Source organism: Murdochiella vaginalis (assembly GCF_902381775.1).
GTDB lineage: Bacteria > Bacillota > Clostridia > Tissierellales > Peptoniphilaceae > Murdochiella > Murdochiella vaginalis.
Genome location: NZ_LR698969.1, coordinates 1,266,121 through 1,290,684, shown reverse-complemented (window position 1 = coordinate 1,290,684; position 24,564 = coordinate 1,266,121). Strand labels below are relative to the sequence as shown.

Sequence of the window (24,564 nt, the reverse complement as noted above, 5' to 3'; positions counted from 1 at the left end):
GATATGGCCTTTTTTAAGATTACGCCGACGAAAGCCAATTTAATGAAAGTGAAGGCGATGCTTGCGCTGATGGAGTCCAGCTATACGCTTTTGGACAAAAAACGCGTGGTGCTTTTGCGTGCGGCCAATGCCGAGCAGAAGAAAAAAGCGGATCTGGAAGCGCGTCTCCAAACCGTGAGTGCGGATTTTAAGGAAAAGCTGAAGCACGCCACGGTTGCCATGGGGCATTATCGCCTGGAATCCATCGCCGCCGGCATGCCCTTTGACGAATCCATCACCTTGAGCAGTCGTTCTTACATGGGCGTGGAAGTACCCCATCTGCACTATGAGGAAAGCACGAAGGACGAACTGGATTATGACACCGTACACATTACGCTTGATTTTGCAACCGGTGCCATGCAGGAGTTTAAGAGCATTCTGTTGGAACTGGCCTCGGTGACCGATGCGGCGGATCGTCTGCAGCGAGAGATGCTGAAAACACAGAAGCGTGCCAATGCTCTTGAAAAGGTGCAGATTCCCAAGTATAAAAAATATCGTGATTTCATTGCGCAATCGCTCGAAGAAAAAGAGCGCGAGGAGTTTTTTCGCCTGAAACTGCTTAAGAAGAAAAAAATGCGCAAGAAACAAAAGGCCTAAAATCGTCCGAAGTAGGCATCCATCGTTTGAGCATCATCAAATGGCTTGTGCATAGATACCTATCTATGCACAAGGGGGGGGAGGAATGATGAGAAAAAATAAGGCATATTGGCTCACCCTTTTATTTACGATGTTGAACGTTGCCGCCAATGTGCTCTACAACTTTGCCATGGCACTGCTTTTAGAGGCGCTCATCGCACAAGATTTTCATCGGTTGATCTGGGCTGTTGGCGTCAACTTTTTCGGCGTTTTCATTATTTTAGCAACCGATGCGGCGATGAAAATTTTCCAGGCGCAATACATCATTGATCAACAGCTACAAATGCGTAAAATACAAATTTCTCGCTTGAGCGGCTATGAAATATCCAATCTGACGAGCGATATGGATTTACTGGAAAATAACTTTTTCACTCCGTATTTTAATAGTATTGAAAACGGGCTGCAAATTGCCATGGCTTTGGCGGCCTTATTGTGGATTGATTGGCGTCTCGCGTGTGTCAGCTTGGTTCTTTTCGGTGTCATTGTTATAACCAACAGCAAGATGGGGCCTTATAGCGAACGAATGGTGCAAGAGTATTCCGCAGCAAACGAAACCTTCCTTCATCACCTTACGGATCTTTTTAATGGAAGAAAGGTGTATGCAGTTTTTGATTTTTCACGTGGCTTTAAGGAAGCGCATATGCCGCTGTTCCGTGCGTTCAACGAGGCATGGATCTCGTTAAAGCATCGTTCTATCGTTCTGGAACAGATTAGCGCTCTTTCCAGTGTAATTGCCCAAGTGGTGAATCTCTTTGTTTTGGCGCTACTCATTTTTATTGGAGCCATCCCTATTTCGTTGGTTCTGACCGCTGGAAATCTCACGGGTCAGTTGTATAATTCGCTCGCCTCCTTTCCGGAATTGCTGAGCAAAGTCAAAGGCGCTCGTCCTTTATACGCGCGCCTTTCAAAGGGAGAGGCGGAGGATGATAAGGAAAAGCCGATTCTTGAACACGAACTGACCGCCTCCGGATTGACAAAAAGGTATGGAGAGAAAACACTTTTTCAAGCTGTGAATGTGTCCATTCGGCGTGGAGAAAATGTCCGCATTGCCGGACCGAGCGGAAGCGGTAAGACCACTTTACTGAATATTCTTTTCGGCATTGATTCTCCTGATGACGGGACCATTCAAATTGATGGAACCGTGATTTCTCCCTATCACGGAGTGCGGAACATGGCGTATATCACGCAAAATAATTATATTTTTGAAAATACGGTGCGGTTTAATATTACGCTCGGCGACACTTTTTCGAACGAAGAGATCGCTCGCGTTGCCCATCTTGTCGGGATCGACCGCTTCGTCAATCAAGATGGCCTGGATATGAACCTGCTGGAGCATGGCGAGAATATTTCCGGCGGCGAGCGGCAGCGTATTGCCCTCGCTCGCGCACTGATCCGCAAAAAAGACGTTATACTTGTCGATGAAACAACTTCCAACTTGGATACAGACAGTGCGCGCGAGATCGAGGAGATTCTTTTGCAAGACCCGGATATTACCTTCGTCTACGTGAAACATGACGAACACGCAGAAGAAGATCCTCGCTTCGATCGTATTATTACCTTATGATGCCTGCGGATTTCGGTGTTCGCTTTCCGTCGGCAAGACAACGGTAGTCGAATGGATAATCCATCGTCAAAATTGCGTTTGGGAGGGTGAGAGCATGAACAAAAAGATTTTGCTTTTGGGTACCGGCGGAACCATTGCATCGGTGGCCACAAAAGATGGACTTACGCCGGCGATTACGGCTGAAGAGCTGTTAGCGTATTTGCCGGAACTATCTCCTTCTATTGAAGTAGATGCTGTACAGCTGCTCAACCTCGACTCAACCAACATTGAAGTTTGCCATTGGCTGGCCATGGCAAAAGCCATTGAAGAGCATTATGACGCGTATGACGGTTTCGTTCTCTGCCATGGCACCGATACGCTTGCCTATTCTTCCGCAGCTCTTTCCTATTTGATTCAGCATTCCCCAAAGCCCATCGTGCTCACCGGATCACAAAAACCGATTAATCTCGATAATACCGATGCACGTGTCAATTTGCGTGACGCTGTGCGCTTTGCGGCCGATTCGCGCGCGCATGATGTCAATGTCGTTTTTGAGGGAAAGGTTATCTGCGGAACGCGTGTACAAAAAGTGCGCACGAAAAGCTACAATGCCTTTGATAGCGTGAATTATCCATTGCTGGCAGCGATCCAGGAGAAGCGCATCGCCTTCTATATTGATGACAAAGTGAGTCAAAGCGCGCCGGCTCATTTTTCTTCCGTGCTCGATCCTGCTGTTGGCCTGTTTAAGTTGACGCCCTCTCTTGATCCGAAGATGCTCACTATTTTTGGTCGTTCGTTCCATGCTGTGATCATTGAAGCGTTCGGTGTGGGCGGTTTGCCAACGTATCGGGCAGGCGATTATCGCGATGCCGTGGAGAGCCTGCTACGGGAAGGTAAAACGATCGTGATGACTACGCAGGTACCATATGAAGGAAGCGATATGTCCGTCTATGCAGTTGGTCGTGACGTCAAAGAAGATCTTGATCTTTGGGAGGCCTATGATATGTCGCTGCCTTCCGTCGTGACGAAACTCATGTGGGTATTGGGTCAAACGGCAGATCCAAAGGAAGCGCGAAAGCTCTTTCAAACTCCTATCAACCGCGATACGCTGTGGTTTTAAGTGCAAGGAGCCAAAATGGCTAAAAGCATGAACTTTAGGTGAAAAACAATCAAAGAAAAAAATGGGGCGAGGGCTTGACAAGGCTTTCGCCCTTTAGTATTCTTATCGACGGCTTCACTCGTGAGGGAGCCGAGAAAAGAAAAAGAAATAAAAATCTCATTTTTTTCTTGACAAACCAAAACGATGTTGCTAGTATGTATAGGTCACCTCGCGTGACGCGAACCTAAACAACTGAATCAATCAATAAACTTTGAGTTAAAAATAATTCAAACAACAAATTTAGAGTCAAGATATTGGCTCTCAAAACTTTTTTTGAGAGTTTGATCCTGGCTCAGGATAAACGCTGGCGGCGTGCGTAACACATGCAAGTCGAACGAGAATGTGCTGACAGAACCTTCGGGGGAAGATAGCGCAGGAAAGTGGCGGATGGGTGAGTAACGCGTAAGAAACCTGCCTTTCACACCGGGATAGCAGCTGGAAACGGCTATTAATACCGGATGATACTTTTTCATCGCATGGTGAGAAGGTCAAAGAATTTCGGTGAAAGATGGTCTTGCGTCTGATTAGCTCGTTGGTGGGGTAACGGCCTACCAAGGCGACGATCAGTAGCCGGCCTGAGAGGGTGTACGGCCACATTGGGACTGAGACACGGCCCAAACTCCTACGGGAGGCAGCAGTGGGGAATTTTGCACAATGGAGGAAACTCTGATGCAGCGACGCCGCGTGAACGAAGAAGGTTTTCGGATCGTAAAGTTCTGTCCTGGGTGAAGATAATGACGGTAATCCAGGAGGAAGCCCCGGCTAACTACGTGCCAGCAGCCGCGGTAATACGTAGGGGGCGAGCGTTGTTCGGAATTATTGGGCGTAAAGGGTACGTAGGCGGCTTGTTAAGTTTGGCGTTAAATTCTGGGGCTCAACCCCAGCAAGCGTTGAAAACTGGCGAGCTTGAGTAGTAGAGGGGACAGTGGAATTCCTAGTGTAGCGGTGAAATGCGTAGAGATTAGGAAGAATACCGGTGGCGAAGGCGACTGTCTGGATACATACTGACGCTGAGGTACGAAAGCGTGGGGAGCAAACAGGATTAGATACCCTGGTAGTCCACGCCCTAAACGATGAGTGCTAGGTGTCGGGAGTCAAATCTCGGTGCCGCCGTTAACACAGTAAGCACTCCGCCTGGGGAGTACGCACGCAAGTGTGAAACTCAAAGGAATTGACGGGGACCCGCACAAGTAGCGGAGCATGTGGTTTAATTCGAAGCAACGCGAAGAACCTTACCAGGGCTTGACATAACAGTGACGGGTTAAGAGATTAACCGTTCCCTTCGGGGACACTGCTACAGGTGGTGCATGGTTGTCGTCAGCTCGTGTCGTGAGATGTTGGGTTAAGTCCCGCAACGAGCGCAACCCTTGTCGTTAGTTGCCAGCATTAAGTTGGGGACTCTAGCGAGACTGCCGGTGATAAACCGGAGGAAGGTGGGGATGACGTCAAATCATCATGCCCTTTATGTCCTGGGCTACACACGTGCTACAATGGCCGAAAACAGCGTGAAGCAACCTCGTGAGAGCAAGCGAACCACGAAAAGTCGGTCTCAGTTCGGACTGTAGGCTGCAACTCGCCTACACGAAGTCGGAGTTACTAGTAATCGCGAATCAGCATGTCGCGGTGAATGCGTTCCCGGGTCTTGTACACACCGCCCGTCACACCATGGAAGTTGGTAATACCCGAAGCCGCTGAGCGAACAATTGGCGCAGGCGTCGAAGGTAGGATCAATGACTGGGGTGAAGTCGTAACAAGGTAGCCGTAGGAGAACCTGCGGCTGGATCACCTCCTTTCTAAGGAAGCGAGAAGAGAGGAAGGATGGAGATACACGGAGGAAGAAATTCGGAAAAGGCCGTTACCAAACGGAAGAAGTACGAAGGACGAACCCGCGAAACCCATTCGGAATTCTTTTTGCAAACAAGGCTCATTGAGCCAAACTTGAGGTTTATTGATTGAGTAGGTTCACTCAATCGCCCTTATGGGCGATTTTGTGGGGATATAGCTCAGCTGGGAGAGCACCTGCCTTGCAAGCAGGGGGTCAAGGGTTCGATTCCCTTTATCTCCATGCCGGAGACGGCTACGTCGTACGGCATTTCCGAAAGGAAGACTGTTCCTTGACAATTCAATCTTAATAGATATTTCTGGTCAAATAGAGAAGAGCACGAGGCGGATGCCTTGGCACATGACGCCGAAGAAGGACGCGAGCAGGCGATAACGACGGTAAGCTGCACCAAGCTATGACCCGTCGGTTTCCGAATGGAGCAATCCGGCAGGAGAAGATCCTGTCATCCTAACGCCAATACATAACGTTAGGAGGGGAGACCCGGAGAACTGAAACATCTCAGTACCCGGAGGAAAAGAAAGCAACAGCGATTCCCTCAGTAGCGGCGAGCGAACGGGGAAGAGGCCAACCGTGAATCACGATCTTGAAATCTAGTGGAACATTCTGGAAAGGATGACCAAAGACGGTGACAGTCCGGTACACGAAAGAGGAAGAGATCATCACGAACGAGTACCACCGAACACGAGAAATTTGGTGGGAATATGGGAGGACCACCTCCTAAGCCTAAATACGATCATGTGACCGATAGTGAACAAGTACCGTGAGGGAAAGGTGAAAAGAACCCCGAGAGGGGAGTGAAAAGAATCTGAAACCTTGTGCTTACAAGCAGATAGAGCCCTTTTACAGGGTGATATCGTACTTTTTGTAGAACGGGCCAGCGAGTTATGTTTACAAGCGAGGTTAAGCCTTTCAGGGGCGGAGCCGGAGGGAAACCGAGTGTGAAGAGCGCGAAAGTTTGTGGACATAGACCCGAAACCGGGTGATCTAGCCATGAGCAGGTTGAAGTTGAAGTAAAATTCAATGGAGGACCGAACCGGGAGCGGTTTAAAACGCTTCGGATGACTTGTGGTTAGGGGTGAAAAGCCAATCGAACTCGGAGATAGCTGGTTCTCCTCGAAATTGCTTTAGGGCAAGCCTCATGAGAAGATGCAGGGAGGTAGAGCACTGACTGGTCGCGGGGCACTTTGTGTTACCAACACCTATCAAACTTCGAATTCCGTGCATTAGCCATGGGAGTGAGACGGTGAGGGATAAGCTTCATCGTCAAAAGGGAAACAGCCCAGATCATCAGCTAAGGTCCCCAAATGACGTTCAGTGGAAAAGGATGTTATTTTACTTGGACAACCAGGATGTTGGCTTAGAAGCAGCCATACATTTAAAGAGTGCGTAATAGCTCACTGGTCGAGTGAAGTTGCGCCGAAGATACACGGGGCTAAACGTCATACCGAAGCTATGGGATGGATCGAGACAAAAAGTATTTTATGAAAGCTTTCCAAAATTGATGAGAAATATCGCACACAAAGAGTCAAATTTCAACAAACATGAGATACGACAGAACAAAGAGCCAAATGGTATAAGGTTATTCCAAGATATCATTCATCAATTTCATTGGGCTAATAAAGGAAGGCGTATTCATAGAATACTTTTTGTCTCGACCATCGGTAGAGGAGCATCGACTGGGCATCGAAGCATCAGGGGTAACCCCATGTGGAGCGCAGTCGAGAGAGAATGCTGGCATGAGTAGCGAGAAGGTGAGTGAGAATCTCACCCGTCGAAAGCCGAAGGGTTCCTGAGCAAGGCTCGTCCTCTCAGGGTAAGTCGGGACCTAAGCTGAGGCCGAAGGGCGTAGGCGATGGATAACCGGTGGAAATTCCGGTACAGTAAAGAATCGTTTGAGAGAAGTGTTGACGCAGGAAGCTAAGCAAAGCGCGTAGAAGGTAAGCGCGTCCAACGCAGTGGGCTAGTCCGATAGGCAAATCCGTCGGATGGTGCTGAGGGCGGATGGGGATCGAAATGTGAGTAGAGAAGTTGCTGATGCTACACTGCCAAGAAAAGACGCTATCGAGATTTTTTGCTCCCGTACCAAAACCGACACAGGTAGGCAGGAAGAATATTCTAAGACGCGCGGAAGAACCTTTGTTAAGGAACTCGGCAAAATGACCCCGTAACTTCGGGAGAAGGGGTGCCATCTTCGGATGGCCGCAGAGAATCGGCCCAAGCGACTGTTTACCAAAAACACAAGTATCTGCGAAGCCGCAAGGCGAAGTATAGGTGCTGACACCTGCCCGGTGCTGGAAGGTCAAGGGGAGCTGTTAGAAGCAATTCGAAGCAGTGAACTTAAGCCCCAGTAAACGGCGGCCGTAACTATAACGGTCCTAAGGTAGCGAAATTCCTTGTCGGGTAAGTTCCGACCCGCACGAAAGGTGTAACGATTTGGGCACTGTCTCAACAAAGGATCCGGTGAAATTGTAGTAGTCGTGAAGATGCGACTTACCCACGCTAGGACGGAAAGACCCCATGGAGCTTTACTGCAGGTTGACATTGGACTTTGGTTTGTAATGTACAGGATAGGTGGGAGACTAGGAAACATTGTCGCCAGATGATGCGGAGTCGCCCTTTGGATACCACCCTTTACAGACTAGGGTTCTAACCTAGGACCGTGAACCGGTTCGGGGACACTGTCAGTCGGACAGTTTGACTGGGGCGGTCGCCTCCCAAAGAGTAACGGAGGCGTTCAAAGGTTCGCTCAGGATGGACAGAAACCATTCAACGAGTATAAAGGCAAAAGCGAGCTTCACTGCGAGACCCACAAGTCGAGCAGATACGAAAGTAGGACTTAGTGATCCGGTGGTACCGCGTGGAAGGGCCATCGCTTAACGGATAAAAGCTACCCTGGGGATAACAGGCTTATACCCCCCAAGAGTTCACATCGACGGGGGTGTTTGGCACCTCGATGTCGGCTCGTCTCATCCTGGAGCTGGAGCAGGTTCCAAGGGTTGGGCTGTTCGCCCATTAAAGAGGTACGCGAGCTGGGTTCAGAACGTCGTGAGACAGTTCGGTCCCTATCCAGCGTGGGCGTAAGAAATTTGAGAGGAGCTGTCCCTAGTACGAGAGGACCGGGATGGACGAACCGATGGTGTACCGGTTGTTCTGCCAAGGGCATAGCCGGGTAGCTACGTTCGGACGGGATAAGCGCTGAAGGCATCTAAGCGCGAAGCCCCCCTCAAGATGAGATTTCGTAGAGACCGGGAAGAAAACCCGGTTGATAGGTCAGAGGTGGAAGCGTAGTAATACGTGGAGCTAACTGATACTAATCTCTCGAATATTTGACCAGAAATACCTATTAAGATTGTGAAATGGCCCAACAAGCGAAGCGGTTGGTAGCCATTTCATACGCAACGGTTTCCCGCAAGGCGAGCGCGTAGCGCGAAGGCGCGCGGAAGAAATCGACTGCGTCGGAGACGAAAGCGTCTTTGACGGAGATGCGGAATTGTTAAGAATTGAATGTTTAATATGGTGACGATAGCGTGAGGGATACACCTGTTCCCATCCCGAACACAGAAGTTAAGCCTCACATCGCCGATGGTACTTGGTTGGAAACGGCCTGGGAGAGTAGGTAGTCGCCAAATAAAAGGAAAGGGCACGGAAGTGTCCTTTCTTTATACCGCGGGGTAGAGAAGTGGCATCTCGTCGGGCTCATAACCCGGAGGTCGCAGGTTCGAATCCTGCCCCCGCAATACAGAAAAGGGAAGAGTGACCCGATGGGCCGCTCTTTTCTTTTGTTTGTAGAGGTAGGGGGCAGGATGAGAACCTGGTGAGATTGCCAGAGCTCCCGCAAGACCAAGCGCGAAGCGCGCAGGGCGAGCGGTGAGCGAGGCATCCAGAGGCGAAAGCGCCGTGGGATTGCCAGAGCTCCCGCAAGACCAAGCGCGAAGCGCGCAGGGCGCGCGGTGAGCGAGGCATAATGGCAAAAACGGGAAAACAACTCTACCGCTGATTCGGAAAGTGTAGAGTGTAAATGAGAAAACGGGAAATCCACTCTACAGTGGGCTCAGTTTTTGTAGAGTGTAAATGAGAAAAACGGAAAAAACCTCTACCGCCGACTCGGAAAGTGTAGAGTGAAATAACAAAAACGGGAAAACAACTCTACCGTTGACTCGGAAAGTGTAGAGTGGAAATGACAAAAACGGGAAAACAACTCTACCGCTGGCTCGGGATCTGTAGAGTGAAATAGTAAAAACGGGAAAACAACTCTACTGTCGGCTCAGGATCTGTAGAGTGGAAATGACAAAAATCGCAAAACGGTCTACAACTGACTTGGAACCTGTAGAGGGGAAATCTTTATTACCATTCCAATTAAGAAAAAGAGCATCCGGCCAAGGCCGGATGCTCTTCTCTTCTACTTTTCTATTCAGATTAATAATTCTGTGCCGCAATCTCGAAGAATGCTTGCGGATGATGGCATACCGGGCATACATCCGGGGCCTTTTCGCCGACGACGATGTGACCACAGTTGCGGCATTCCCAAATTTTCACCTCGCTACGCGCGAAAACCTGTTGTGCTTCGATGTTGTGGAGAAGAGCGCGATAACGTTCCTCATGATGCTTTTCGATGGCGGCAACGCCACGGAATTGTTCCGCCAATTCGGGGAAGCCTTCCTCATCGGCTGTCTTGGCAAAACCGTCATACATATCCGTCCACTCGTAGTTTTCGCCGGCAGCAGCATCCTTCAGATTGTCGGTAGTATCGTTGATTCCGCCAAGTGCCTTGAACCAGAGCTTTGCATGCTCCTGTTCGTTTTCTGCGGTTTTCAAAAACAGCGCAGCAATCTGTTCAAAGCCTTGCTTTTTTGCTTTGGAAGCAAAAAACGTATATTTGTTTCTTGCCTGCGATTCCCCTGCAAAGGCAGTTTGCAGGTTCTTTTCCGTTTGCGTTCCGGCATACTTATTTTTCATTCTTCACTCCTTTATTTTCAATCCTTCATAACGGCAATGCCGTCCATCCATACGTTGGTACTATACCCCTAATTGGAAAAAAGTCATATTTCCTGCTAAATACTTTTATCCATGGTATGCTGAAGGAAGGAAAAAGAGGAAACCACGGACGGAACTGTTGAAGATCATGAAGGAGAACAAAGTGCATCCCTATTTTGCGTTTTTGTCCCGGGAAATGCTTCCCGCGTTCGGCTGTACGGAACCGATTGCCTTGGCATATGCGGCTTGCGAGGCCCGGGCGATATTGGATGCGGAACCGGCTCGTATTCTGGTACGCTGTTCCGGCAATCTGATTAAAAATGCCAAATCCGTATTGGTGCCGAATGCGAACGGACGACGGGGAATCGCCATCAGCGCCGCGTTAGGAGCCATGTGTCTTGAGCCGGAACGAAAGCTACAGGTACTGGAGCACATCACTCCGGAACAACGTAAACGTGCCGAGAATTTGGTGGATCAAGGGGCCTGTCGTGTGGAACATGATGTGGAACGAGAAGGCTTATATCTCTCTTTAACGCTTTGGGATGCTGCAGAGCATTCGGCGCGCGTCGTTCTTTCCGGCGAACATACCAATATTGTGCGAAAAGAACGTGACGGCGCAGTGCTTTATGAGAAAGCAGAACAGGATCATGCCGCGAGCTACCCTCCGTTTTCCTTTGCCGATATTTATACCTTTGCGAAAGAAGCGGATTATACGCCGGTGCTTCCTCTTTTGGACCAGGAGATCCGCTATAATTTGGCGATCGGCACGGAAGGACTTACCCATGAGTGGGGGAGCAGCATCGGCAAAGCGATTTTGCGCGAAGGAACGACAGTGGCGGATGAAATTGCCTATGCCGCGGCCGGATCGGACGCTCGCATGAGCGGCTGCAAATTGCCGGTCGTAATCAATTCCGGAAGCGGGAATCAGGGTATGACGGTTTCCCTTCCCATCATCCGCCACGCGGAACACATTCATGCGGATGAGGACAGGCGCTATCGCGCGTTGCTTTTTGCAAATCTGCTGGCCGCCTATCAGAAATCGTACATTGGACGTCTCTCGTCCTATTGCGGAGCCGTCAGTGCTGCAGCCGCATCTGTTGCGGGTGTGGCGTTCCTGGATGGTGCTACTCCTGCGGTGATCGCCGAAACGGTGGTCAACGCATTGGCAGCTGCTGCCGGGGTGCTCTGTGATGGGGCCAAGCCCTCCTGTGCCGCCAAGATCGCCTTGGCTTTGCGCGCAAGCTACACGGCTTATGAGCAGGCAAAAGAAGGGCGCTCCTTTAAAACCGGCGACGGAATGGTCGCTGTCGATGTGGATGCGACGATTCGTTCGATCGGACGCGTTGCACGCGAAGGCATGGCAGAAACCGATCGTGTCATCTTGCAGGAAATGTTGGCTACCACCAACAAGGGCTGAAGCTGCAACGAATGGACAAACAAAGAAAAAAACAGGCCGGCTAAACCGGCCTGTTTTTCGTTTAGTGGAGAATAGGGGGATCGAACCCCTGACCTCTTGAATGCCATTCAAGCGCTCTCCCAGCTGAGCTAATTCCCCGAGGCGATGGGACTATTATAGCGAAAGAAAGTAAGCACGACAAGGGGGTGTCCGATTTTTTCATCCATGTCATTTCCTTTGCATTTTCTTACCTGTATTGCGCATAGCTTTGATGATAATGCTATACTTGAATTGAAGTTTACGGTCATATGACCATGGACGGGGAGAGAACATTTGGTAGGTCTGTAGTGAGAGAAGGAGTTAAAATGAATAAGAAAAATCGATGGGGGAGGGTATTACTATCGCTGCTGTTGATCGTCAGCATGGTGGCAGGGATGCTTCCATGTAATGCTGTGGCTGAAACGGTAGACGATCCGTCAGGTATTCAATATGATGCCGAGGGAAATCTGATCATTAAAAATCAGCAGGCTTTGCAGGATAAGATTAAGGAAGCCACTGCTCTCGGCGTAACCGTAAACGTTACTCCGCAAGCGAAAGATCCCGTTTACGTGCGCGATGCTAAAGCATTAGAAAACGCTAAGACGGAGATCGAGAAAAATAATGCGGACTCCATAGAGGCACTGGATGGCGCCATCACCGCGCAGAAGAATAATAATGCCGAGTATCAAACGAAATTGAAAGAGTCATTCAAGGACATTCAGGGGACAGAGTGGTCGTTTGAGGATATTCAGAAATTTATTTTAACGAAAGACGAACAAAAACTTACTGAGGACATGCAGTTGGCCAAAATGGTGCAAAGAATGTCCGCCGCATCGGTGGTTACGCCGAGTTCTCAGTCGACGCTAATCACGCCGCTGAATCTTAAAAATCCTGGCTATCTGACTGAGGGCGATACGCTTCGCTATGCAAATGTCTTGCAGGATAGCGCTACAGGTGAATGGGTTGATTTTAAGCTGACGATTAAAAGGATTGATCTCGTTCACACACCACCGTATAAAAAGGGCGAAGCCAAAAAAACCGAACTTAAGCCCAATAAAAACCATTCTGCATATGATATAGACCCGAAGAAACCGTTAATTTACTATTCCTGCGACGATCTCACTATTCAAGTGGACTTTTTAAAACATGGAACGGAGGAGCCGATTTCCATCATTCCCATTCTTGTTTTTGTGGATGTTGACGTTACACAGGCGGTTAAGTTGGAATCTCCTGCATCACATAATGCTCTTAAGGGAAAGAAGTTGGGCTACGATGCAACGAACGACAAATTCTTTGATGCGAAAGGGGATGATGATGGCAACCCTGATGGTGATGATCGAGATAATTGGGTGATGTATAGCACCGGCGCGACAACGGGCTTTACGTATACGTTCTATACGCAAAGGGAAAATTTTACAGGCGTCATTCAAGGCATCGGCGGCGACAGCGTGAAGTACACTCCGCCGGCGAAGCCAAAGAGCGAAACGGCTAACGTGACCCTTATCAAACAGCCGATCTATCACCAGGTTTCCTACCAGTTTGTGGGCAATTATCCCAAGAAGGCGAAGATTCCGACCGACGCAACGAAATATGCCGTTGGGCAACAGCTTAACATGGCGGCAGACCCGGACAAAATCTCCGGATGGACATTCTTGGGTTGGTTTGAAGATCAGACACTGAAGACTCCCATCCAAGCCCACCCTGTCAATGCCGACGAAATAATCTATGGCGCGTGGAAGAAAAAGCCTACCCCGCCAACAATCTCCTCCAGCGTGAGCAGCTCGCTGCCACTAAGCTCCGACTCGATGAGCACTGTTCCGGGCATTCCTCAGACGCCGGAGCAGCCGCCGGAAACGCCGAACACACCGAAGCCGAAGAAACCGAACGCTAAAGCACCGAGGACCGGGGAATTGGAGAATCGCATGTGGGGCATCACCCTGCTGGGCCTTACCGCTGCCGCCGTCGGTTTTGCAACGATCAAGAAAAAGAAATCCATGCGCTAATGAGGAGAAAAACGAAAAAAATTATCGTTTTCCTGTTTAGAGCATCTTTTTCCGGGTACTAAAGGAATACCAGAAAAGAAGGAGGTGAGACCCTTGGGCACAGAACACTCTTTCTTGAGGGAATCACCGGATTCCCTCAAGACGACGACAAGCGATTCAGACGCGCTGCACGAAAAATAAACCTGCGGGTTTAGCGTAAACGGACTTTCCGTTATCGGAATGCGTGCTTGCGAAAGAAAACGTTGGGCAAAGGAATGGGTTGGTTGCGTATGGCGTAGCTCAGGCAGAGGCCTGTTGAGATAGAATTTCACTGGTCGTTCCTCCCCGTACGAGTTTTTCGCAAGAGAGAATCGTGACAAGCAAATAGTCGGTGGGCGTCTTCCGTTGGAGAAGGCGCCCTTGTTTTTTGTCTTTTGTTTCGCTGTCTTGTAACTGCGACTTGTACTGTTTTCAATAGACAAGGAACAGCCGTCTATCTTTTATAAGGAGGAAAAATGAAAAATCCGATTGTGACTTTTAGATTGCCGCAAGGCGAAATTCAAGCAGAGCTGTATCCGGAGATTGCACCCAATACGGTAAACAATTTTATTTCCCTGGTGCAAAAGGGCTTCTATGACGGACTGATCTTTCACCGCGTCATTCCGCAATTCATGATTCAAGGCGGTGACCCGGAAGGCACGGGGATGGGCGGCCCCGGCTATACTATTGCTGGAGAATTTGCGCACAACGGCTTTGCCAACGCACTGAAACATGAGGCGGGCGTGCTTTCGATGGCTCGCAGCATGGATCCCGATTCGGCGGGGAGCCAATTTTTTATCATGCATAAAGACGCACCGCATCTGGATGGAGAATATGCCGCTTTCGGCAAAGTCATCGAAGGCATGGATGTGGTGGATGCGATTGCGCACGTAAAAACCGGTTGGGGAGATCGTCCCAAAGACGATGTCGTGATGACCAAAGTGACCGTAGAAACATTCGGAGAGAGCTATCCGGAGCCGGACAAGTTATAACGCGAGACGAGTACTTAGTTCGCCTTTGCGGTGCATCGTTGGTCATATGCACCAGAATCGCTTCGTTTATATTAGAACCAAAACAAACCTTAGAACCAAAAAAAGCCGCTGGAAATCATGATTTCCAGCGGCTTTTTTGAAGCCGGCAAAAGGACTTGAACCCTCAACCCTCTGATTACGATTCAGATGCTCTACCAATTGAGCTATGCCGGCGCGAATTACCCGACCATTATAGCAAGCCGGGAAAGAAGATGCAAGCGTACCGACAAAAATTGCTTCTAAGCGGATTTTACATTTTACAAGGAATCTACCGTGGGATAGCGGTCCAGATCAAAGGTGTTGAAGTCGTCGAGATTTCCAGCTTCATACCCTTTTTTATACCAGCGTGCGCGTTGTTTGCTGCTGCCGTGGGTGAAGGATTCCGGTGTTACATGGCCCTGGATGCGCTTTTGGATGGCGTCATCACCGATGGACCAGGCGCTTTGGATGGCGGCATCCAAGTCACCCTTTTCCAGATATCCTTCTTCCTGTTGATGGCGCGCAACGACCCCGGCCAGATAATCCGCCATCAGCTCGAGGCGGACCGTCAGCGCATTGCGCTCTGCTTCGCCCGCACGCTGCCGTAGACGATTCACTTCATCCAGAATACCGAGTTCATTTTGTACATGATGTCCGATTTCATGGGAGATGACATAACTCAAGATGAACTCGTTTTTTTCGGCTCCGAACTGATTGACCAACATATCATAGAACGAAAGATCCATGTACACACTACGGTCGCGCCCGCAATAGAACGGGCCGGTGCCGGAATCGGCAATGCCGCAACCGGTTTTGACCTTTTGTTGAAAGATGATCATTTCCGCTTCTTGATAGTCCTTCTTTTGCTGTTTCAACAGCGTGTGCCAGGTATCTTCGGTGTCTTTTAAAGCAACCGATGAAAAATGGTACAGTTCTTTTTCCTTTTCGGAAAGCGAGAGAGGTTCCTGTCGAACGGAACCATTGGTGATCGGAGCGCTGTTGAGACCGACATTCAGCGCCGCTAAGGGATTTCCTGTCAGTAATAACACGATAAGCCCCAGAAGCAGGCTACCGCCGCCAATGATTTTTCCCGTGCCCCTTCCGCCGCTTCGTACGTTGCTACTTCCTTGGCGATCTCTCCACCTCATGTTGTTCCCCTTTCCTGACTGTGGTTGGCGCGATGGTAAAACGCCCCGATATGAATTGTATTATCTTTATTATGCCCCTTTTTTCATGGTTATCGCGAAAAATCAAATCTCTTTTGTCTGCTTTCCGAAAACCGACAGAACCCCTACTATGGTATGATAGAACAAGACAAGGAGGGGGCATGATTCGACTTTTCTGCTCGGATTTTGACGGGACATTGTCACCGAACACCACCATTTCACCGGAGAATATCCGGGCGATTCGACGTTTGCAGGATGCCGGCATCGTATTTGCGTTGGTCAGCGGCCGTCCGAAGGCCAATGCGCATATGCTTCTCGCGCGTGCGGGACTTACGGTGCCCATGATTACATCAAACGGCAGCGTGGTGACGCTCGCAGATGGACGGGATTTGTTGGTGAAAGGCATTGCCACCGACGCAATAGAGGACATTCTGGAGGTAGCGAACAAGCGAAAGAGCTTCTATATTGCCTACGAAAAGGACCGCTGTTTTCTTCCACCGTGGGTGCCGTTTCTGGGGGTGGGAGGCCTGGCCCGTTTAGTGCAGAGGGAAACCGGCATTTTGCCCTTGCGTGTGAAGCGCGAAGATCTCTCCGGCTGGACGGTTACCAAATTCAATTACTATCCGCTGGGAAAGCCTACTGAGGCGGATTGGCACCGATGGGAGCAAGATGAACGCGTTTATGTGACCACCTCGTCACGGCATAAATTGGAGCTATCTGCTGCGGGCGTATCCAAGGGAAATGCGATTCGTCTTTTAGCCAAGGAATTGGGCATTCGTTCGGATGAAATTGCCGCGATCGGGGATTATTTAAATGATTGCGATATGCTAAAAGCGGCATCCCTGCGCTTTGCGGTTGCCAATGCGCGGGAGGAGCTAAAGGCCATCGCCGACCACGTGGTTTCTTCGGCAAAAGAGAATGGAGTTGCTGAAGCGATCTCGCAGGTTCTTGCCGATTAAGGAACCGAAGGCACCGATCCGGGAATCGTTCCGAACCAGATCTGCTGGGCAAAAAAAGAGAAAAATGAGGAGAAGGCATGAACGAGGAGAAAAAAGCATCTACGACGGCACGAGAAAATGGACCGATCGTGATGCGCTATTGTGCAACCGGAAAAAAGCCGAGTTACTCAAACGCGTTTGCGGCGGGGTTGGATTTGCCGCTTATGAATGAAGAGGGGTTGACCTTTCATCCGGGAGACCATGGCGTGGTACATACCGGCATTTCCGTGGAATTGCCGAAAGGCACGTTCGGACTGGTGGCGATTCGCTCGGGCTTGGGCATGAAAGGGCTGGTGTTATCCAATGGCATTGGCGTGATCGATGAGGATTATCGAGGAGAAATTCGCATTCCTCTGTTCTATCACGGGGAAGATACCTTGCATCTGGCCCAAGGAGAACGCGTGGCACAGATGATCGTTGTCCCGTATCTTCAACCAATTTTAGAGCAAACGGAAACGCTCAGCGAAACCGATCGGGGCGAAGAGGGATTCGGTTCAAGCGGTCGCTTTTAACGTCGGCGATTCGCATAGGCCTATGGTTGCGAATCGCAGGGAAAATATAGAGATATACTCATTTTTCAACGAGGAGGATAACGTTGCGAGTCGATAAATTTTTGAAAAACGCACGCCTGATCAAACGTCGCACGGTAGCCAAACAAGCGGCGGACGGCGGACGCATTGACGTAAACGGGCGGACCGCGAAAGCCGGAACCGAGGTTGCTGCGGGGGATACCATGAAAATCGCATTTGGCAATAAAACCCTGGAAATTGAAATACTGGCCGTGCCGGAAACTGTGCGAAAGGAACAGGCACAGGAAATGTATCGTGTGATAGGAGAAGAGGAATGAGCCAATTTAAATCCATTTTGCCGAAAACGGATCCGTCAGGAGCTCCCAGACAGAAGCGATCTTCTGATGAAGAGGAAATATTGCAAAGAGGTGGGCGCGTTGATGCCCGTCGCGCATCCCGCAAGAAGGAAGGACGCAGTGTGCGAAAAGCGTCACGCTTGAACAATGCGGCAGAGCAGGGCCGCTCCTATCGTAAGCGTTCGCCTTTTAATCGCTCCAGTTTGGGCGTCGTTGCGCTTTTCGTCATTTTGCTGTTAATTCTCATCCCGACGGCTCTTACCCTCAACAGCACTTCCAAGCAGCTGACCGAAACCAAAGCTATGCAGTCCTCACTGGAAGCGCAGCGTGAAGAGCTGCAGACCTCGGTGAACGATCTGAAGAGTCAGTTGGACATCGTCAATACCGATCAGTTTATCGAAAAATATGCGCACGAAAAGTTAGGCATGCTGCGTCCCAATGAAATTTTGGTGGATATGGGAGACGGGACCATGCAAATCAATCAGGATGCGTTGGCAAAGTATAAGGCAGAGCAGGAACAGAAGGCGGCGCAGGCGTCTTCGACCGCACCGGCTGCGGAATCCGCATCTACTCAGCCGACTGCTTCCGGAGATACGAACGCTTCGACGGCGCCTCTTGCAGAGCAGAGCCCGGAATCTTCCGCATCGAATAATGGACAGTAATCCAAAGAAAATGCCGACCTTTTCGTCGGAAGTAGTATCTCTTTTAGAGACGCCGCGGCGTATTTATGTGGCCGTGTCGGGTGGAGCGGATTCGATGGCAGTGGCAAGGCTGTTGAAGGATGCTTTGCAAGGCCGCCCTTCGCTTTCCACACCTACGGTGTTGCACGTCCATCATGGCTTGCGCGGAGAGGATGCCGATGCCGATGAGCGCTTTGTGGCCGATTGGGCGGAAACGCACGGATGGCGTTTTTGTTCCACACACGTGGATGTAGCGGAAAGAGTGCGGCAAACCGGAGAGTCCATCGAAACGGCTGCGCGCGTGTTGCGCTATGCGTTTTTTACGCGTGTCATAGATGAAGAATGGACATCGGATGAACCGAAGCCGTTGCTGTTTCTTGGACATCATCTTCAGGATCAGGCAGAAACCATTTTGTTTCATATCCTTCGTGGCTGCGGGCCGGATGGGCTGAGCGGCATGGCGGAGTTGGAGGAACGTTCCTCGTTTTTTTTGGTGAGACCGCTACTATCTGCTACAAAAGAAAGTATTGAACAGTTTCATCGCGCGCGCTGTTTTACATGGCGTGAGGATCATACCAATCAGGAGATGGACGCAACGCGCAATCGCCTTCGAAATCTGTTTTTTCCCGCGCTTCGTCGCGACATCAATCCGGCGGTGGACGAGTCGTTGGTACGCTTAGGGGAAATTGCACGGGCAGATAATGCCTATCTGGATGCGGTTGCGCAGGCATCGTTTTCTCGAATGTCGGAAACGGGAGCGCAAGCAGACCCGTTTTCCTCGTCTTCTCTTGCTCGTAACGCCTATTTTCTTAAAAGCATCGCTCTGCGACGTGATGCTTTTTTGGCGGAACCGCTTGCCGTTCAACGGCGTATCATTCGACACTGGGTACGAGCATTTTGGCTTAGAGAGAAGCAGGAAGCGGCGATGCTTCCTTTCGAGGAAGAAGAAGAGATTCGACGTCATTTCCGTCGTCCGAGCGGTAAATGTCTTTCACTTTATGGTATGATGTTTTTAACTGATTTTGAAGGCGTGCATGTCTTATCGCTTGCGCGCTTTCAGACTTTGGAAAGAGAATCGGAAGCATGCTTAACGCTTTCCGCCGATCGGGACGGACGACAACAGGATATCTTTTCAGGGCGATGCACGGTTTCGTGTATATCACAGGTTGATTCGGCAACCGTATCCTCTCTGACGTCTTTACCGGCGGCCTCTTGCGCAATCGATGCAACAGAACTGGACGGGTTAACATGGCACTTTGCACGGGCGGGTGACACCTTTGTTTCTTTTGGGGGAGGTTCAAAGCCTTTACGCAAAATGTGGAATGCCTGGCATGTGCCTGCCGTACTGCGCAATCATTGGCCCATCCTTACCGATGGAGAAGATATTTTGTGGGTGCTTGGGTTGGGAAGAAGTGCAAGGCGGATCGTTCAGCCCGGCCGAAACATGGTGATCATCAATTGGAGAAAAATATGAGTGGAGAGAACTTACAACAATACGTCGATCGCATTCTATTCACCGAAGAGGAGATTCAACGCCGCGTTGCCGAAATTGGTGCCAAAATCACGGCGGATTATGCGAAGGAGAAGGCGGATTTATTGGTCGTCGGCATTCTCAAAGGCGCCTCCGTTTTTATGGCAGATTTGCTCAAGCACATTGACCTCGATGTGGAAATTGACTTCATGTCGGTATCCAGCTACGGAGCAGGAACGGTTTCCAGCGGCGATGTTCGAATCATTAAGGATTTAGAACAGCCGATCATGGGGAAAAATGTCCTCATTGTCGAAGACATTGTGGATACCGGCTATACGCTAAAATATCTGTTGGAAAACCTGCTTGCGCGTGGAGCACACAGCGTTAAGATTGCTTGTATGTTGGATAAGGCGGAACGCCGTGTAACGGATATTCAGGGTGACTATGTCGGCTTTGCCATTCCGGATGAGTACGTGATCGGGTATGGCATGGACTTTAACCAAAAGCTGCGCAATCTGCCTTTTATCGGTACGCTCAACCCGATTTATTATCGTCATGAGCAGGGAAGGACGAAGGAATGAACAAAAAGACCCCCAATCGGAACAATTTGGGCATGCTGGTGAGCTATCTGCTCCCCTTGATGATGATTGCCCTCATCTTCATGTTTTTTAATGCGAATAATACGCAGAAGAGCTCGATGACGCACAATGCGTTGATTGCCCAATTGGATGACGGAAATGTGAAAAGCCTTGTCTATCAGGGTGAAAAATTGCGCGGCGTGTTGAACGACAAAGACAAAACGCCTTTTGAAGTGATTATTCCGCAGCAATATTTTCCAACCTTCTACCAAGAGCATGTCGCGCCGCAGGTAAAGAAGGGGAATCTCGAAATGGTCTTTCAGGCGATTCCGGAGCCGAACCCCTTTTTGGCGATGCTGCCGGATATTCTGTTTTTGGGGCTGCTCGGCTTCATGATGTATAGCTTCTTCAAGCGTACGGCGATGCAAAACAGCAGCATGAACAGCTTCGGTAAGAGCAAGGCCCAGATGCATCAGGATAAAGGCGAAAAAGTTACGTTTCAGGATGTTGCCGGCTTACAGGAAGAAAAGGAAGAGCTTTCTGAGATCGTAGAGTTCCTCAAGAATCCACGCAAGTTCCTTGATTTGGGTGCGCGTATTCCCAAAGGAGTCTTGTTGGTGGGCCCGCCGGGAACCGGAAAAACCTATCTTTCCAAAGCCGTTGCCGGCGAAGCAGGGGTGCCGTTTTTTTCCATTTCCGGATCCGATTTTGTCGAAATGTTCGTTGGCGTGGGCGCTTCCCGCGTACGCGATTTGTTCACGGAAGGCAAGAAAAATGCACCGTGTATCATTTTCGTAGATGAAATCGATGCGGTGGGTCGACGCCGTGGAGCGGGTCTGGGCGGCGGCAACGATGAGCGCGAACAGACGCTCAATCAGCTACTGGTCGAGATGGACGGTTTCGATAAGAACGAAGGCATCATCATTATGGCGGCAACGAACCGGCCAGACATCCTCGATCCGGCGTTGCTGCGCCCGGGACGCTTTGACCGTCAGGTTATGGTGGGTATGCCGGATGCCAAAGCGCGTGAGGCGATTTTAAAGGTGCATACGCGCAATAAACCGGTTGCCCAGGATATTGACTATTCTTCTTTGGCGCGTCAAACGGCGGGATTCACTCCGGCGGACTTGGAGAATATGGCCAACGAAGCGGCACTTCTTACGGCTCGCGCGGGCAAGAGCGCGATTGATATGAATACGTTCATCGAGGCCTCGATTAAAGTGGTAGCCGGCCCCGAGAAAAAATCGCGCGAAGTGATTCAAAAAGAGCGTGTGCTGACAGCGTATCATGAGAGCGGCCACGCCATCGTAACGCGCGCACTGCCGGATACGGATAAAGTCAATATGATTACGATTGTGCCGCGCGGCTATGCCGGCGGGTTCACTTCGTTTTTACCGGAAGATGATCGCCAATTCATGTCACGCAATGAGATGTTAACGGAAATCGTCAGCTTTTTGGGCGGACGTGCGGCGGAGGCACTGGTGCTGGATGATATCTCTACGGGTGCTTCCAACGATATTGAGCGTGCGACGAAGATGGCGCGCAATATGGTCGTTAAATATGGTATGAGCGAGAAATTGGGCCCTGTAACGTACGAAGAGGGAAAGGACAATGTGTTTTTAGGCAATGACCTCGGTCAGATCCGCTCCTATTCCGAAGAAACGGCGCAAGCGATTGATGAAGAGGTGCGTCGCATCATGAGTGACGCGATGGAACGTGCCATGAGCATCTTGCGTTGCAATCGGGAGATGCTGGATCAATTGGCCAATGTCCTTTTGGAAAAAGAAACCATGCATGCGGAAGAGTTTGAAACACTTTTCCAGACCTATGGAGTGATGGCGGAAGAAAAGGGAGGAGCAAACGCATGAGCTCAGAAGCGGCAAGCAAGGCACAAAATGCACAAGCGACAATGCCGGGCATTCACATTGCCGGCATGACGATAACGATTATTGACTTGCTCTATCTGGGCATGCTCATCTTTCTGCTCTATCAGGTGGTTCGAGCCATTCGGATGGAGCGCAAACTGGAGGAGCCAAAGTACTCGTTTTCGACACGCCCGAAGTCGATCAACATGGTCTTGATGTCCATCATTTTCATTTTCGGTGTGATGACCATCGTGAGCCAGAAAGAATATGCCCGTGGTGTGATGATGATGTTCTTGGGCATTACGTTTTATTTTTCTTCCAAGAACAAGGTAATTGTTTCGCAGGAAGGACTCTTTGCCGACAATAAGTTTATCCCCTGGCAGGAACTTCGCAAATGGGCCTGGGACACGAAAACGGGCAATTTGGTCATCATCACGAAAGAGTTCGGCAAGAATGAGACGCGTCAGGTGTTGCAGATAGGCCGCACACACATGAGCGAAATCAATGCACGCATTCGCGAATTCAAACTTGGTAAAAAATCCGCGATGTTCCAAGAAAAGGCGCAGGAGAAAGCATTGAGCGAAGAAGAACAGGCTTCACAGACAGAAAAGAGCGAAACGACGGAGTCGTAGGGGGAGACATGGCAAAGTTTATTTTCGTGACCGGTGGTGTCGTTTCCGGCATCGGCAAGGGCATCAGCGCCGGAAGTGTAGGAAGATTGCTCAAAGACAACGGCTATTCCGTATTCATGCAAAAGTTTGATCCCTATCTGAATGTCGATCCGGGAACGATGAGCCCCTATCAGCATGGCGAGGTGTTTGTTACGCGCGATGGGGGCGAAACCGATCTGGATTTAGGACATTATGAGCGCTTTATCGACGAAGAACTCACGAAAAACTCTTCGGTTACCAGCGGCCGCATCTATTCTAATGTCATTCGCAAGGAGCGAGCGGGTGATTACGAGGGAAAAACCGTACAGGTGATCCCGCATGTCACCAATGAGATAAAAGAAAAAATCTATTCCGTAGCGGAAGAGTCCGGTGCCGATTTCATCATTACGGAAATCGGTGGTACGGTGGGAGACATTGAGTCTCAACCGTTTATTGAAGCCATTCGTCAAATCCATTCCGAAAATTCGGATGACGTGCTGTTTCTGCATACGGTGCTCATTCCGACCATTCCGGGAACGGGTGAGTTAAAAACCAAACCGGCGCAGCATTCCTTCAAGGAATTGATGAGCTACGGCATTAAACCGGATGTGTTCATTCTCCGTGCAGACAAGCCCATTACGGAAGATGTGTATGAAAAGATCTGTCTTTTCTGCGATTTGCCGCGAGAAGCGGTCGTAGAATCCAAGACGGTGGATCTCATCTATGAGGTACCGCTGGTATTCAAAGCACAGGGGCTGGATCAGTATATTCTTCGTCATTTCCACCTGAAAACGCGTGAGGATCATACGGGCGACTGGGCGAAGATGTGCGCTACATTTAAGGCCGCCAAGAAAAAGCTGACGGTGGCGCTGGTTGGAAAATACACGGCGCTTAGCGATTCGTATCTTTCCGTTTTCGAGGCAGTGCGGGATGCCGGCTATCATCTGGGGGCCAAGGTTGACGTGCGCTATGTGGATTCCGAAACAATAACGGAAAAAACCGCGAAACGGATTCTGTCTCCGTATGACGGCATCATTATCCCCGGAGCATTCGGCTCACGGGGGACAGAGGGCATGATTGAGACGGTGCGCTATGTGCGTGAAAATAACATTCCTTTCCTGGGCATTTGCATGGGCATGCAAATTTCGTGCATTGAAATTGCGCGCCATGTTCTTGGAATCACGGATGCCTCGTCGTTAGAGTTTCATACCGACTCGGCCAATCCCATCATCACCTTCCTCGATGGACAATCCGAAGAAACGGACCTGGGCGGAACGTTGCGTCTCGGCAATAACGATTGCGCCATAATGGAAGGTACGTTGGCACATCAATTGTATGGACAGAAAAACATTGTTGAGCGGCATCGTCATCGCTATGAATTCAACAACAAATACAAGGAGCTGTTTGAGCAAAAGGCGGGCGTGGTCTTCAGCGGGGTTCAACTTGCGAAGAACCTGATGGAAATTGTAGAAATTCCTGCGCATCCGTATTTCATTGCCGCACAGTTTCATCCGGAGTTCAAATCACGGCCGAATGCACCGCATCCGTTGTTTACGGGGCTGGTGCGTGCCAGCTTGGAGCGAAAGGAAAAAGCATCGGCATCGAAAACGACCGCGAAGTAAAAAAGTAGC

At 50.0% G+C, this 24,564-nt stretch carries 17 protein-coding genes, 4 tRNA genes and 3 rRNA genes; 20 read left to right on the top strand and 4 right to left on the bottom strand.

All coding sequences use genetic code 11. The features are described from left to right. Window positions 1-3 precede the first annotated feature (3 nt). The 8 genes from FXY30_RS05775 (at window position 4) to FXY30_RS05740 (ending at window position 8,957) form a co-directional block, all read left to right on the top strand. A complete protein-coding gene (locus tag FXY30_RS05775) occupies window positions 4-636 on the top strand; it encodes a V-type ATP synthase subunit D (RefSeq protein ID WP_071705716.1) in 633 nt (210 codons plus the stop codon). 88 nt (window positions 637-724) lie between these two features. Further along, window positions 725-2,239 carry an ATP-binding cassette domain-containing protein gene (locus tag FXY30_RS05770; protein ID WP_157885041.1) on the top strand — a complete coding sequence of 505 codons (1,515 nt, stop codon included), beginning with the start codon at window positions 725-727 and terminating at the stop codon, window positions 2,237-2,239. Between the two features lie 94 nt (window positions 2,240-2,333). Then, entirely contained in the window at window positions 2,334-3,338 is a 1,005-nt protein-coding gene (locus FXY30_RS05765; RefSeq protein ID WP_071705714.1) for an asparaginase, read from the top strand. 308 nt (window positions 3,339-3,646) lie between these two features. Next, window positions 3,647-5,170: ribosomal RNA gene (locus FXY30_RS05760) — 16S ribosomal RNA — on the top strand. Between the two features lie 199 nt (window positions 5,171-5,369). Beyond that, window positions 5,370-5,442: transfer RNA gene (locus tag FXY30_RS05755), tRNA-Ala, on the top strand. Window positions 5,443-5,520: 78 nt separating this feature from the next. Further along, window positions 5,521-8,554: ribosomal RNA gene (locus tag FXY30_RS05750) — 23S ribosomal RNA — on the top strand. Between the two features lie 178 nt (window positions 8,555-8,732). Beyond that, a 5S ribosomal RNA gene (gene rrf, locus FXY30_RS05745) occupies window positions 8,733-8,849 on the top strand. The 16S, 23S and 5S rRNA genes sit together here with 2 tRNA genes alongside, the layout of an rRNA operon. Before the next feature lie 36 nt (window positions 8,850-8,885). Further along, window positions 8,886-8,957, top strand: a tRNA-Met gene (locus FXY30_RS05740). Window positions 8,958-9,636: 679 nt separating this feature from the next. On the opposite strand, the gene rbr is transcribed toward FXY30_RS05740, so the two are convergent. After that, window positions 9,637-10,176, bottom strand: coding sequence for a rubrerythrin (gene rbr / locus FXY30_RS05735; RefSeq protein WP_071705712.1), 540 nt, complete (start codon window positions 10,174-10,176; stop codon window positions 9,637-9,639). Window positions 10,177-10,357: 181 nt separating this feature from the next. On the opposite strand from rbr, the gene FXY30_RS05730 reads away from it, so the two are divergent. Further along, entirely contained in the window at window positions 10,358-11,611 is a 1,254-nt protein-coding gene (locus FXY30_RS05730) for an L-cysteine desulfidase family protein (protein WP_232009047.1), read from the top strand. A gap of 65 nt (window positions 11,612-11,676) precedes the next feature. Here the strand turns inward: FXY30_RS05730 and FXY30_RS05725 are convergent. Further along, window positions 11,677-11,749: transfer RNA gene (locus tag FXY30_RS05725), tRNA-Ala, on the bottom strand. A gap of 206 nt (window positions 11,750-11,955) precedes the next feature. Between FXY30_RS05725 and FXY30_RS05720 the strand changes: the two genes are divergently transcribed. Both FXY30_RS05720 and FXY30_RS05715 read left to right on the top strand, forming a co-directional pair. Beyond that, the gene (locus FXY30_RS05720; RefSeq protein ID WP_071705710.1) at window positions 11,956-13,632 is read left to right on the top strand and encodes a hypothetical protein; all 1,677 of its coding nucleotides are present in this window, start codon (window positions 11,956-11,958) and stop codon (window positions 13,630-13,632) included. A 494-nt stretch (window positions 13,633-14,126) separates the two neighbouring features. Beyond that, on the top strand, window positions 14,127-14,642 hold the full coding sequence (locus FXY30_RS05715) for a peptidylprolyl isomerase (protein WP_071705708.1): 516 nt from the start codon (window positions 14,127-14,129) through the stop codon (window positions 14,640-14,642). 140 nt (window positions 14,643-14,782) lie between these two features. On the opposite strand, the gene FXY30_RS05710 is transcribed toward FXY30_RS05715, so the two are convergent. Both FXY30_RS05710 and ypfJ read right to left on the bottom strand, forming a co-directional pair. After that, a tRNA-Thr gene (locus tag FXY30_RS05710) sits at window positions 14,783-14,855 on the bottom strand. Between the two features lie 83 nt (window positions 14,856-14,938). After that, entirely contained in the window at window positions 14,939-15,808 is an 870-nt protein-coding gene (gene ypfJ / locus FXY30_RS05705) for a KPN_02809 family neutral zinc metallopeptidase (RefSeq protein WP_071705707.1), read from the bottom strand. Between the two features lie 179 nt (window positions 15,809-15,987). Here ypfJ and FXY30_RS05700 point away from each other — a divergent pair, with 179 nt between their 5' ends. The 9 genes from FXY30_RS05700 (at window position 15,988) to FXY30_RS05660 (ending at window position 24,555) form a co-directional block, all read left to right on the top strand. After that, the gene (locus FXY30_RS05700) at window positions 15,988-16,785 is read left to right on the top strand and encodes an HAD family hydrolase (protein WP_071705706.1); all 798 of its coding nucleotides are present in this window, start codon (window positions 15,988-15,990) and stop codon (window positions 16,783-16,785) included. 77 nt (window positions 16,786-16,862) lie between these two features. Further along, window positions 16,863-17,336: a dUTP diphosphatase gene (dut, locus tag FXY30_RS05695; protein WP_083428242.1), complete on the top strand. Its 474-nt coding sequence runs from the start codon at window positions 16,863-16,865 to the stop codon at window positions 17,334-17,336. Between the two features lie 83 nt (window positions 17,337-17,419). Next, window positions 17,420-17,671: an RNA-binding S4 domain-containing protein gene (locus FXY30_RS05690; RefSeq protein ID WP_071705705.1), complete on the top strand. Its 252-nt coding sequence runs from the start codon at window positions 17,420-17,422 to the stop codon at window positions 17,669-17,671. Beyond that, window positions 17,668-18,351, top strand: a complete 684-nt coding sequence (locus FXY30_RS05685) for an FtsB family cell division protein (protein WP_071705704.1) — start codon at window positions 17,668-17,670, stop codon at window positions 18,349-18,351. The genes FXY30_RS05690 and FXY30_RS05685 overlap by 4 nt, the downstream gene beginning before the upstream one ends. 10 nt (window positions 18,352-18,361) lie before the next feature. Then, complete coding sequence (gene tilS / locus FXY30_RS05680) at window positions 18,362-19,843, top strand: tRNA lysidine(34) synthetase TilS (RefSeq protein ID WP_071705703.1); 1,482 nt, start codon at window positions 18,362-18,364, stop codon at window positions 19,841-19,843. Continuing rightward, window positions 19,840-20,421, top strand: coding sequence for a hypoxanthine phosphoribosyltransferase (gene hpt, locus FXY30_RS05675; protein ID WP_071705702.1), 582 nt, complete (start codon window positions 19,840-19,842; stop codon window positions 20,419-20,421). Before tilS ends, hpt begins: the two co-directional genes overlap by 4 nt. Beyond that, complete coding sequence (ftsH, locus tag FXY30_RS05670) at window positions 20,418-22,286, top strand: ATP-dependent zinc metalloprotease FtsH (protein ID WP_083428240.1); 1,869 nt, start codon at window positions 20,418-20,420, stop codon at window positions 22,284-22,286. Before hpt ends, ftsH begins: the two co-directional genes overlap by 4 nt. Continuing rightward, window positions 22,283-22,915, top strand: a complete 633-nt coding sequence (locus tag FXY30_RS05665; protein WP_071705701.1) for a DUF5673 domain-containing protein — start codon at window positions 22,283-22,285, stop codon at window positions 22,913-22,915. The genes ftsH and FXY30_RS05665 overlap by 4 nt, the downstream gene beginning before the upstream one ends. A gap of 8 nt (window positions 22,916-22,923) precedes the next feature. Then, a complete protein-coding gene (locus tag FXY30_RS05660; protein ID WP_071705700.1) occupies window positions 22,924-24,555 on the top strand; it encodes a CTP synthase in 1,632 nt (543 codons plus the stop codon). The last annotated feature ends 9 nt before the right edge of the window (window positions 24,556-24,564 follow it).